Below are 10,685 nucleotides of genomic sequence, written 5' to 3'. Positions count from 1 at the left end.
TTTTGCGGCGCATTCGCTAGGGGTGTTGCAGGCCGAGAGGTCTTCGACTGAGAAAGTCCCTTTGAACCTGATTGAGGTAATCCTCGCGCAGGGAAGCTCGTTCCAAGAACCGTGCCCGTGGCCATGCCCACAGCGTGCAGGGGTTCCCAGCCAGCTGACCTGCCAATTTGTGAAATGGCACAGGACCGTGGCAACCGACAACGCAGCTTCCGCTTTGATCGCATCAGACGTTCTGGCCTTCATCGACCACGCAAGCGGCAGCGATGACGCATTCAATGCCTTAGCGCTCAAGGTGTTTGCCCACCAGTTCGCGCACAACCTGCCCTTTCAGCGCTTTTGCCAGGGGCGCGGCAAAACCCCGCGCATGGTGAAAAGCTGGCGCGACATTCCAGCCGTGCCCATCAACGCCTTCAAGGACCTGACCCTCAGTTGCCTGCCGCCCGAAAGCTGCGCGCGCACCTTCAAGACCAGCGGCACCACACGTGGCGATGTCAAAGGCCAACACCACCACCCCGACCTGGCCGTTTACGACGCCTCCATGCTGCGCAATTTTGGGCAGCACGTCATGCCCAGCGATGCCCGCTTGCGCATGGGCGTTTTGTTTCCTGACGAAGTGTTGATGCCCCACTCGTCACTGGCCCACTACCTGGCTTTGGCGATCACCCACTTCGGCACCCCCGACAGCAGGCATTACCTGGACGAAAACGGTTTGTGCGTCGACGCCTTGTGCCAAGCCCTGGAGGCCGCACAAGCCTCCGCAGAACCTTTCATGCTGCTGGGGGCCAGCTACGGCTTTGTGCACCTGATGGACGCTCTGCAAGCGCGGGGCCAGACATTCCGGTTGCCCACCGGCAGCCGATTGCTGGACACGGGCGGCTTCAAGGGCCAGTCGCGCGAAGTGCCCATGGATTTGTTTTACGAGCAGCTATCCGCTTGCTTCGGGGTCAGTCGAGACCAGTGCCTGAACATGTACGGCATGACCGAGCTCAGCACCCAGTTCTACGATGTAGGCAACCTCACTGTGCCCTCGGTCAAGCGGGGGCCCCACTGGATTCGATCGCGCTTGCTGGACCCACTCACGGGCCACGAAGTGGCGGCGGGCGCGCAAGGCATTCTGGCCCACACCGACCTGGGCAATTACAACTCGGTGGTCACCATCCTGACCGAAGACGTGGGGCAGGCGATGGGCAATGGCTTTGTCTTGCTCGGGCGCGCCCAAGGCACCCAAGCCAAAGGCTGCTCGATGGCAGTAGACGAATTTTTGCAAGCGGCCAAAGCATGAGCCCCCAGGTCTTCAAAGCCGGTTACCTGCCCGGCTTGCGCGATGCCGATGTGGCCTGGCATCGCCTGACCCTGGGCGCGCCCCATGCGCCGATTGAAGTGGATGTGCCCGAGCTCAGCCCCAGCCAAATGGCGGCGCTGGCCCTGCGCATTCGGGGTGCCAGCCAAGCCCATTTGAAGAGCATGAGCGTGTCGGACATCGTGCGCGTGCTGGACCGCGCCACTGCCCGCTTGCTCGACAGCACAGACATTTACCGCCAGACGCTGGAGCGTCTGTTGCCCCAAGCCACAGGCTTTGACGCCGAGATGGTGCGGCTGAACCTGAACAGCTTTTTGCAGACCTTTCGGGCCCTGCAACTGCAACGCTTTGTGGCCGAAGATTTTGCCAACCCCAAAATTCTGGACGAATTTCAGCCCCGCACCAAAGGCGGTTGGTCCAAAGCCTTTGGGCCCGACTTGTTGCTGCATGTCTGGGCTGGCAATGTGCCCGCTTTGTCGATGTGGAGCTGGGTCTCGGGCTTGTTGGTCAAAGCCGGGGCGATTGGCAAAGTCTCCAGCGCCGAGCCGATTTTTGCCAGCCTTTATGCCCGCTTGCTGGTGGAGGTGGAGCCCCGCTGGGCCGACTGCTTTGCTGTGCTGTGGTGGCCCAGCACTGAACAACACGCCTTCGCCTTGGCCGATGTGGTGCTGGCCTATGGGGGCAACACCGCCCTCGCCGCCATGCAAGCCCATGTGCCGGTGACCACCCGCTTTTTGGCGCACGGCCACAAGCTGAGTTTTGGCATGGTCTCGGCGGCCGCACTGTCGGCCAGCAAAGGGCCCAAGCTGGCACAGCAAGCCGCGCTCGATGTCGCACGCTACGACCAGCAAGGCTGCTATTCGCCGCATGTTTTTTATGTGCAACGCAGCGGGCATATCAGCCCCCAGGAGTTTTCACAACACCTGGCTGGCGCCTTGGCCGCCTTGCAGCACAAGATGCCGCAGCGCGTGTTGTCGATCGAAGAAGCCACCCAGGTGGGTGCGTGGCGCGAGGCCCACGAGTTGACGTCAATGGACGACGCCAACTTGCCAATGCCGGCCAGCCAGGCCGCATGGGGCAGCGTGCTGTATGTCGACCGCGCCTTGCCCCTGGCACCCGGGCCACTCAACCGCAACGTGTGGGTGGTCGCCGTCGACAGCCTGGACGAGGTGATGGCGCTGGTGGCACCGCAGCGTGATTTTTTGCAAACTGCTGGTTTGGCCGCTGCCCCCGAAGAGCTCATGCACTTGGCCGAACGCCTGGGCCAGGTCGGCGTCACGCGCATTTGCGCCCTGGGGGCCATGACCTCACCCGAAGCCGGTTGGCACCACGATGGGCGCTTCAGCCTGCTCGACCTGGTGCGCATGGTCGACCTGGATGACAGCACCGAGCGCAGCGCCGAAAACTTCACCCGCTATGCGCCTTGACATGCCGAACTTCTTGCAACTCGAAGGCGTGTGTTACGCCTACCCTGAGCGTTCTGCGGCGGTCAGCGCGGTCAATTTGCAAATGGCTGCAGGTGAAATCCATTGCCTGATCGGCCGCAGCGGCTGCGGCAAAACCACCTTGCTCAAACTGGCGGCAGGGCTGCTCTCGCCACAACACGGCCGAGTGTTGCTGAACAACTGCGCTGTCTCGGCTCCTCTGCCAGAGATGGGCTTTGTCTTTCAGTCGCCCACACTGCTCGACTGGTTGAACGTGCGGGACAACGTGCTGCTGCCCTTGAGCCTGCACCGCTCCATCACCCCGGACGACCACCGCCAAGCCGACGAATGGCTAGACCGCCTGGGGCTGACAAATGTGTCGCAGGTCAAGGCCGACAAGCTCTCGGGGGGCCAACAAAGCCGTGTGGCCATTGCCCGCGCGTTGATCACGCGGCCATCGGTGCTGTTTATGGACGAGCCCTTTGCCGCGCTCGATGCCATCACCCGAGGCGAGTTGCAGCACGACTTTTTGAAGCTGTGCCAAGCCGAAGGCACCACCGTGTTGTTTGTCACGCACGACATTGGCGAAGCGGTGTATTTGGGCGATCGTGTCAGCCTCATGCAGGACGGCGCCATGGCCCAGCCCCTGGCGATTGACCTGCCTCGTCCGCGCAGCGCGGCTTTGCGCTACGCCGCCCCGTTTAATGCCCTGTGCGCGCAGCTGCGCCAGGCGATGGACGAAGGGACGACACATGAAGCGTGACATTCGTCTTGACATGCGGCGTGACATGAGGCGTGAAGGGGTCTGGTCATGGGTTTTGGGCGCCGTCTTTTTGGCCGCCTGGGAAGCCCTGGTGCGGCTGAACCACACCTCGCCCCTGGTGCTGCCTGCGCCCTCGGTGGTGGCGCAATCGCTGTTGCAGGGTTTGGCCAGTGGCTACCTGTGGCCCCACATCGCGGCCACCCTGACCGAAGTGGTGCTGGGTTTGGCGCTGGGTGCCAGCATGGGCTTTGCGATCGGCGTGCTGCTGGGCGAAGCGCCGCGCTGGCGTGCGGTGTTGATGCCCTACCTGGTGGCCAGCCAAGTGGTCCCCAAGCTCGCCCTCGCACCGCTGTTCATCGTCTGGTTTGGCTTTGGCACCTGGCCCATCGTGGTCATGACAGCGCTGATCTGTTTTTTTCCGCTGCTCGAAAACACCACCACCGCCATGCAGCAGGTCAACGCCAAACAGCTCGAGCTGTTTCGCATGCTGCGTGCCAGCCGTTGGCAAACCTTGTGGCGCCTCAAGGTGCCTGCAGGGCTGGCGGGCATTTATGCGGGCTTGCGCGTGGCCGTGGTGCTGGCGTGGGTGGGTGCGGTGGTCGGCGAATTCATTGGCGGCAGCCGTGGGCTGGGGGCCTTGATCATTGCAGCGCAAGGCTCTATGGACACACCGCTGATGTTTGCTGTGCTCACTGTCATCACCATGCTGGGTTTGGCTTTTTACAAGTTCACCAAGTGGTTGACAGAACCCCGCCTGCGCGCCGTAAAAGATTTTTAATGAAAGACCCGAAATGAAAATTAAATGGATGAACAAGTTGTTGGCCATGGTGCTTGGCAGCTTGCTATTTTTTGGCTTGACAAGCGCGACCTTGGCGCAAAAAACCCCAGCGCTTGACAAAGTGGTGGTGGCCGGATGGAGCAAACCCATCACCGAGATCACCAACTTGCTGGTGGAAGAAGAAAAAGGGTTTTTCAAGGCCCACCACATTGCGCTGGGCTATTTGCCGGGTGCGGGCGGCGGCGACGCGCTGCGCAACCTGCTCAGCGGCCAGGCCGATGTGGCTTTCACCGACCCCGGCTCATTTTTCACGGCGCTGGACAAAGGCGAAAAACTGCGCGCCATCTACGACATCTACCCGCAAAACGTTTTCAATGTGGTGTCGCTCAAATCACAAAACATCCTCAAACCGGCTGACCTCAAGGGCAAACGTATCGGCGTTTACAGCCTGTCCAGCGGCACGCGGCAAAACTTGCAAGTGCTGTTGCACCAGGCCGGCTTGACCGAAGCCGACGTCACCGTGGTGGTCACGGGCTTGCTCAACTTCGCCCCGCTCATGCAGGGGCAAGTGGACGCCACAGCCGCCACAGACACCGGCTTGCTGATCGGGCGTCAAAGAGGCCTGGGCGGCGTCAATGTGATGGAAATCAAAAACCACCTGAACATTTCCAGTGACTTTTTTGTTGTGCGCGAAGACACCTATGCCCAGAAAAAAGACGTCCTCAAGCGCTTCTTGAAGGCTTACCAAGACAGCGCCAAATGGATGATCGGCTCGCCTGAAGAAGCCGCCAAACTGGCCGTGAAATACGCCATCGATGGGCAAAACCCCAGCATGAACCTGGACATCATCCGGCTGCGCAACGAGTCGAGCGTGTCGGCCACCACGGCACAGCGCGGCCTGGGTGCCTTTGACATGGTGAGCTTGCAAAAAGGTGCCAAGGCCTACCAGGCTTTTGGCGTGATGCAGCGTGACATTTTGGTGAAAGACGTGGTGAGCCAAGACCTGCTGCCACCGCACACACCGGCCAAGCGATGAACACGCCGCAACACGCTCAATTTGCAGGCAAGGTGGTGCTGGTCACAGGGGCCAGCCGTGGCATCGGTGCGGCCATCGCCCGTGCTTTTGCACGCGAAGGCGCCATGGTGCTGGTGAATTACCTGAGCAACACTGGCGCCGCCCAAGCCGTTGTGGCGCAATGCCAGCAACTGGGCCAAGCCACGGGCGGTGATGCCTGGGCCCTGCCCGCTGATGTGCGCTCTGCCGAAGCTGTGAACGCCATGGTGGCCCAGGCCTTGCGCGAGTTGGGGCGCATCGATGTGGTGGTGAACAACGCGTTCAGCCCCTACACCTTCGACCCCGAGCATCGCACCCGATTTTGGGACACCCCCTGGCAGGCCTACCAAAGCCAGTTCGACGGTGCGGTGCACGCGGCCTACAACGTGTGCCAGGCCGTGCTGCCGCATTTCAGGCAGCGTGCGCAAGGCAGCATCGTCAACTTGGTGAGCGACCTGGTCGATCGGCCCAGCATCGCTTACCACGACTACAGCACAGCCAAATCGGCGCTGGTGGGCTTCAGCCGCAACCTGGCCACCGAGTTGGGGCCCTTGGGCATTCGCGTGAATTGCGTGGCACCTGGTTTGGTCAGCCCCACCGATTCGAGCCGCCCCACAAAAGAGGCCATCAAAGACAGCCTGATCGCACAAACGCCCATGGGCAGGTTGGCCACGCCAGACGATGTGGCGGGGCCGGTGTTGTTTCTGGCATCCGACTGGAGCCGCTTTGTCACCGGTCAGGTGTTGCTGGTCGATGGCGGATTGGTGATGCGATGAAGCGGCACGGGCAAGAAACCATGGTTCAAGGGGCCGTGACCGTGACCGGTCTTCACATCGGCACCGTGGGCAATGGCGCCCAAAATGAAGGTGCGCGCCAAGGCAACGGATTCGCTCAAGTCGTGCCCCAGTGCCAGATAAGCGGCCATCGCCGACGACAGGGTGCAGCCCGTGCCATGCACGTTTTGGCTGGCAATTCGTGGCGAGGCCAAGCGCCGCGATGGCCCATCGGCTTGCACCAGCAAGTCGACCACCTCATCGCCCGCCAGGTGTCCGCCTTTGAGCAACACCGCCTTGGCGCCCATGGCCAGCAGATCTTGCGCGGCCTGGTTCAAGGCGTCGGCATCCAAAATTTCATGGCCCAGCAACAAGGCGGCTTCGTCCAGGTTGGGGGTGATGACGCTGGCGCGCGGAAACAATTCGCGCACCAGCACCTGCACGGTCTCGTTGGCCATCAAGCGGTCGCCACTGGTGGCCACCATCACGGGGTCGAGCACCACGCGGGTGAGTTGGTAATGGTCAATGGCCCAGGCCACCACCTCGACCACGGCGGGCTCATGCAGCATGCCGATCTTCAGGGCGTCCACGCCAATGTCTTCCACCACCGACTGAATTTGCGCTTTCAAAAACGCAGGCGGCACCGCGTGAATGCCCTGCACGCCCAGGGTGTTTTGCGCCGTGAGTGCGGTGATGGCGCTCATGCCGTAGCAGCCCAATGCGGCAAAAGTTTTCAGGTCGGCCTGAATGCCGGCGCCACCCCCGCTGTCAGAGCCGGCAATGGTGAGCACGCGTGCGTAACGGTAAGTATTTGTCATCCGCGAAATTATCCGCGAATCACCCAGGAAATCTTTTCATGAGCGCAGAAGTTTCGAGTGTGGTGTTGGGTGCCGGCCTGATGGGCCGCTTGCTCGCCAATACTTTGGCGCAACTGGGCCACAAGGTCGTGGTGCACGAAGCTCAGGGGCCCGATGCACAAGGTGCGGCCGCGCGCGTGGCCGCCGCCATGCTGGCACCCTTGGCCGAATCGGCCATCACCGAGTTGCCAGTGGTGCGCATGGGACAACACGGCCTCAAGCGCTGGCCTGAGCTGATCGCGGGGCTGCCGGCGCCTGTTTTTTTCCAACAAAACGGCACCCTGGTGCTGTGGCACCGACAAGATGCGGCAGAGGCCAGGCGCTTCACCGACATTCTGGCGCAGACCCAGCAGCAATTGCCCAGCCTGCCTGCGGCTCAAATGCTGGACGCCAGCAGCTTGCCCGTGTGCGAGCCGGCGCTGGCGTCGCGTTTCAACCAGGCGCTGTATTTGCCCGACGAGGCCCAGCTCGACAACCGTCAGTTGCTGGCGGCCTTGCTGGCCAGCCTTGAGCAACAAGCAGTTCAGATGTGCTGGCACAGCCCGCGTGCACCCGAAGATTTTCAGCCGGGACAAAAAGGCCAGCCCGACTGGGTCTTTGACTGCAGGGGCCTGGGTGCGCGCAGCGAATGGCCCCAACTGCGGGGCGTGCGGGGCGAGGTGATCCGCCTGCATGCCCCCGAGGTCACGCTGCAACGCCCCACCCGCTTGATTCATCCGCGCTACCCCATCTACATCGCGCCCAAACAAGACCATGTGTTTGTGATCGGGGCCACCGAAATTGAAACCGAAGACCTGTCGCCCGCCAGCGTGCGTTCGACACTGGAGCTGTTGAGCGCCGCCTACACCGTGCACAGCGGCTTTGCCGAAGCACGCATTCTGGAGGTGAGCACACAGGCTCGCCCCACACTGGCCGACAACCTGCCTGCCATCAGGCACTTGGGCGAACGCTGCTTGCAGATCAATGGCTTGTACCGCCACGGTTTTTTAATATCCCCCGCCATGCTGGACGTGGTGGTGGAATGGGTGCAACACCAAACCACCACGCTGGCCACACAATTCAACCTGAAACTTGACCATGTCTGAGAACACCATCCAAGTGCGAATCAACCAAGCACTGCACACCTTGGCAGCAGGCGCCACCTTGGCCGATGCCGTGGCCAAAGCCGCCATCCAGCCCCCTTTTGCCGCAGCGGTCAACCTGCAGTTTGTGCCGCGCGGACAATACGCCCAGCACACACTGGCGCACGACGACCAGATCGAATTGATTGCCCCCATCACCGGAGGTTGAACCCCCATGACCCCACACACCTTGCTCCCAAACACCTTGGCCCAAGACCCCTTGACCCTTTACGGCGAAAGCTTTGACAGCCGTTTGATGCTCGGCACCTCGCGCTACCCCTCACCCGCCGTGTTGCTGGAAGCGATCCAGACCTCGACCCCCGCCATGCTCACGGCCTCGTTGCGCAGGCAAACCGGCAGTGGCGGTGAGGCTTCACAAAGTTTCTGGAACCTGTTGCGCCAGGCCAATGTGCCGGTGTTGCCCAACACCGCCGGGTGCCACAGCGCGCAAGAAGCCATCACCACGGCAGAAATGGCCCGTGAAGTGTTCGAGACCGACTGGATCAAGCTGGAGCTGATTGGGGACGACTACACCTTGCAGCCCGACACCCTGAACCTGCCGGCCGTTGCCAGCACGCTGATCAAGGCGGGCTTCAAGGTGTTGCCCTACACCACCGACGACCTGGTGCTGTGCCAGCGCCTGGTGGATGTGGGTTGCCAGGCCGTGATGCCCTGGGCCGCGCCCATCGGCACGGGCAAAGGGCCCATCAATCCGCATGCACTGCGCACCCTGCGTGAGCGCCTGGATGTGCCAATGATCGTGGACGCTGGCTTGGGCTTGCCCTCGCACGCATGCCAGGTGATGGAGTGGGGCTACGACGCCGTGCTGCTGAACACCGCCGTGGCACTGGCCAGAGATCCGGTCCGCATGGCCCGTGCATTTGCAGATGCCGTGAATGCAGGCAGAGCTGCCTTTTTGTCAGGCGCCATGCAAGCGCAAGACAGCGCCCAACCCAGCACCCCCGTGTTGGGCACACCTTTTTGGCACCAAGCATGAACACAACACAAGACATCGCCCAAGCCCTGGCACAACAACACGCCGCCATGCTGGCAGGCACGGCCATCGGCTTTGAACAAGCCCAACAGGCCAGCGACGCCACTTTGAGCGCCGAGCACGCAGCGGTGTTGCAAGCCTGCCGCATGTTGGGTTTTGTAGAGCACGATGCCCAATGCGTGGCCACGGCCTGGCATGCCCAGACCCAGCGCACAGGCCAGTTCTCGCTGACCGACTGGCCCTGCCAGCCCGAAGACTTCGACATCTTGCCCGTGCCCAGAGCCAAGGCCTTTCCAGCCTGCCCCAAAAACTTAGGGCTCTACGCGGTGCTGCCCGATGCCGCCTGGGTAGCGCGCATGGCCCAAGCGGGCGTGCCCACCTTGCAGTTGCGCTTCAAGTCAGAAGACAACAAGGCCATTCGGAACGAAGTGCGCGCGGCCGTCCAAGCGGTGCGCGGCACCGACGCCCTGCTCTTCATCAACGACCACTGGCAAATCGCCATCGACGAAGGGGCCTACGGCGTGCACCTGGGCCAAGAAGACATGGACGACGCGCCCATAGACACCCTGCGCAGCGCCGGCCTGCGCTTGGGCCTGAGCACGCACGGCTATGCCGAAATGCTGCGCGCCGATGCCGCCAGCCCCAGCTACCTGGCGCTGGGCGCGGTGTTTCCCACCACGCTCAAACGCATGCAAACAGCGCCGCAAGGCACAGGCCGCTTGAATGCCTACGCCAAGCTCATGCAGCACAACCCTCTTGTGGCCATCGGCGGCATTGACGAATCGAGTCTGCCCGTGGTCATGCAAAGCGGTGTGGGCTCGATTGCAGTGGTGCGCGCCATCACGGGTGCCAGCGACCCGGAAGCGGCGGCCCAGTGCTTGCAAGCGATTTTGCGGAAATTCTCTGGCCCCTCTCAAAACAGGCCAAAAACCACTCTATAATTCGAAGTTATTCCTCGATAGCTCAGTCGGTAGAGCGCCGGACTGTTAATCCGTAGGTCCCTGGTTCGAGCCCAGGTCGAGGAGCCAAATTAGGCTTTGAAATGAAGGGGTTACGTGAAAACGTAGCCCCTTTTTCTTTGCAAAACCACTAAACACCAGACTTTAGTGGTTTTTCAGGTTCACGAGCGCATTGCATCAGCCTATATCACGCGTGCGCTTCACACCCATAAAAGTTATCTTACGTTCTTTCGTGAGGGTATCCTAAATTTTGAGTGAACGGTCAAATGGCAGGAAACTGCCGAACATCCAGAAAGATGAACCATGACCGTAAGCAACGAATTGATCGTCCAGCTGCTCGCTGGCTACAAAAAGCCTGAAGACCTTATCGGAGAAAACGGCCCACTCAAGCAACTGACTGTTGCCGCCGAGTAAAACCTGCCGGTTGCTGGCAGAAATGCCTCTCTCCGCAGTCCGCAAGAACCCGCAGGAACCCGCGTAAACACGCGGTAGTAGGCAAAAAAAAGCCAACCGGTTAGGGTTGGCTTTTAAGGTATTGGTGGAGCTGGGGGGATTTGAACCCCCGTCCATAAGTCTTTTTCGTACAGTTCTACATGTGTAGTCGTCTGATTTGAGTCTCGCCAAATGAACCGCGCAGCGACACGCTGAACACCCAGCCAGTA

The 10,685-nt window shown here is 61.3% G+C and carries 11 protein-coding genes, 1 tRNA gene, 1 other RNA gene and 1 riboswitch; of the genes, 11 read left to right on the top strand and 2 right to left on the bottom strand.

Annotation, left to right across the window (positions count from 1 at the left end):
- Positions 1 to 8 precede the first annotated feature (8 nt).
- A riboswitch (TPP riboswitch) is annotated at positions 9 to 111 on the top strand.
- A gap of 76 nt (positions 112 to 187) precedes the next feature.
- Genes ACIQ3A_RS11570 through ACIQ3A_RS11545 form a run of 6 tightly spaced genes read left to right on the top strand, consistent with a single transcriptional unit; the run spans position 188 to position 6,095 of the window.
- Positions 188 to 1,282, top strand: a complete 1,095-nt coding sequence (locus tag ACIQ3A_RS11570; protein WP_396431884.1) for a long-chain fatty acid--CoA ligase — start codon at positions 188 to 190, stop codon at positions 1,280 to 1,282.
- On the top strand, positions 1,279 to 2,727 hold the full coding sequence (locus ACIQ3A_RS11565) for an acyl-CoA reductase (protein WP_396431883.1): 1,449 nt from the start codon (positions 1,279 to 1,281) through the stop codon (positions 2,725 to 2,727). Before ACIQ3A_RS11570 ends, ACIQ3A_RS11565 begins: the two co-directional genes overlap by 4 nt.
- A 1-nt stretch (position 2,728) precedes the next feature.
- On the top strand, positions 2,729 to 3,487 hold the full coding sequence (locus ACIQ3A_RS11560) for an ABC transporter ATP-binding protein (protein ID WP_396431882.1): 759 nt from the start codon (positions 2,729 to 2,731) through the stop codon (positions 3,485 to 3,487).
- Between the two features lie 25 nt (positions 3,488 to 3,512).
- Positions 3,513 to 4,265 carry an ABC transporter permease gene (locus tag ACIQ3A_RS11555; RefSeq protein ID WP_396431886.1) on the top strand — a complete coding sequence of 251 codons (753 nt, stop codon included), beginning with the start codon at positions 3,513 to 3,515 and terminating at the stop codon, positions 4,263 to 4,265.
- A 46-nt stretch (positions 4,266 to 4,311) separates the two neighbouring features.
- On the top strand, positions 4,312 to 5,301 hold the full coding sequence (locus ACIQ3A_RS11550; protein ID WP_396431885.1) for an ABC transporter substrate-binding protein: 990 nt from the start codon (positions 4,312 to 4,314) through the stop codon (positions 5,299 to 5,301).
- Positions 5,298 to 6,095 (top strand): SDR family oxidoreductase, encoded by a 798-nt coding sequence (locus tag ACIQ3A_RS11545; RefSeq protein WP_396431881.1) that lies wholly within the window; start codon positions 5,298 to 5,300, stop codon positions 6,093 to 6,095. Before ACIQ3A_RS11550 ends, ACIQ3A_RS11545 begins: the two co-directional genes overlap by 4 nt.
- Here the strand turns inward: ACIQ3A_RS11545 and thiD are convergent.
- Positions 6,056 to 6,910 (bottom strand): bifunctional hydroxymethylpyrimidine kinase/phosphomethylpyrimidine kinase, encoded by an 855-nt coding sequence (thiD, locus tag ACIQ3A_RS11540; protein ID WP_396431880.1) that lies wholly within the window; start codon positions 6,908 to 6,910, stop codon positions 6,056 to 6,058. The genes ACIQ3A_RS11545 and thiD overlap by 40 nt on opposite strands.
- 38 nt (positions 6,911 to 6,948) lie before the next feature.
- Here thiD and ACIQ3A_RS11535 point away from each other — a divergent pair, with 38 nt between their 5' ends.
- From ACIQ3A_RS11535 to ACIQ3A_RS11515, 5 genes are all read left to right on the top strand, one after another.
- Entirely contained in the window at positions 6,949 to 8,034 is a 1,086-nt protein-coding gene (locus ACIQ3A_RS11535; RefSeq protein ID WP_396431879.1) for an FAD-dependent oxidoreductase, read from the top strand.
- Positions 8,027 to 8,239 (top strand): sulfur carrier protein ThiS, encoded by a 213-nt coding sequence (thiS, locus tag ACIQ3A_RS11530; protein ID WP_396431878.1) that lies wholly within the window; start codon positions 8,027 to 8,029, stop codon positions 8,237 to 8,239. Before ACIQ3A_RS11535 ends, thiS begins: the two co-directional genes overlap by 8 nt.
- Positions 8,240 to 8,245: 6 nt before the next feature.
- Entirely contained in the window at positions 8,246 to 9,067 is an 822-nt protein-coding gene (locus ACIQ3A_RS11525; protein WP_396431877.1) for a thiazole synthase, read from the top strand.
- Entirely contained in the window at positions 9,064 to 10,005 is a 942-nt protein-coding gene (gene thiE, locus ACIQ3A_RS11520; RefSeq protein ID WP_396431876.1) for a thiamine phosphate synthase, read from the top strand. Before ACIQ3A_RS11525 ends, thiE begins: the two co-directional genes overlap by 4 nt.
- Before the next feature lie 11 nt (positions 10,006 to 10,016).
- Positions 10,017 to 10,092 (top strand) — tRNA-Asn (locus tag ACIQ3A_RS11515).
- A 467-nt stretch (positions 10,093 to 10,559) separates the two neighbouring features.
- Here the strand turns inward: ACIQ3A_RS11515 and ssrA are convergent.
- Positions 10,560 to 10,685, bottom strand: a transfer-messenger RNA (tmRNA) gene (gene ssrA, locus ACIQ3A_RS11510); the annotation flags it as partial.

The organism is Limnohabitans sp., from assembly GCF_044361985.1.
Classification (GTDB): Bacteria; Pseudomonadota; Gammaproteobacteria; order Burkholderiales; family Burkholderiaceae_C; genus Limnohabitans_A.
This window is presented reverse-complemented; position numbering and strand designations above follow the sequence as displayed.

Coding starts and splice junctions, on each gene's coding strand:
- ACIQ3A_RS11565 (WP_396431883.1), top strand. CDS start 1,279: ATGAGCCCCCAGGTCTTCAAAGCCGGTTACCTGCCCGGCTTGCGCGAT.
- ACIQ3A_RS11560 (WP_396431882.1), top strand. CDS start 2,729: ATGCCGAACTTCTTGCAACTCGAAGGCGTGTGTTACGCCTACCCTGAG.
- ACIQ3A_RS11555 (WP_396431886.1), top strand. CDS start 3,513: ATGAGGCGTGAAGGGGTCTGGTCATGGGTTTTGGGCGCCGTCTTTTTG.
- ACIQ3A_RS11550 (WP_396431885.1), top strand. CDS start 4,312: ATGGTGCTTGGCAGCTTGCTATTTTTTGGCTTGACAAGCGCGACCTTG.
- ACIQ3A_RS11545 (WP_396431881.1), top strand. CDS start 5,298: ATGAACACGCCGCAACACGCTCAATTTGCAGGCAAGGTGGTGCTGGTC.
- thiD (WP_396431880.1), bottom strand. CDS start 6,910: ATGACAAATACTTACCGTTACGCACGCGTGCTCACCATTGCCGGCTCT.
- ACIQ3A_RS11535 (WP_396431879.1), top strand. CDS start 6,949: ATGAGCGCAGAAGTTTCGAGTGTGGTGTTGGGTGCCGGCCTGATGGGC.
- thiS (WP_396431878.1), top strand. CDS start 8,027: ATGTCTGAGAACACCATCCAAGTGCGAATCAACCAAGCACTGCACACC.
- ACIQ3A_RS11525 (WP_396431877.1), top strand. CDS start 8,246: ATGACCCCACACACCTTGCTCCCAAACACCTTGGCCCAAGACCCCTTG.
- thiE (WP_396431876.1), top strand. CDS start 9,064: ATGAACACAACACAAGACATCGCCCAAGCCCTGGCACAACAACACGCC.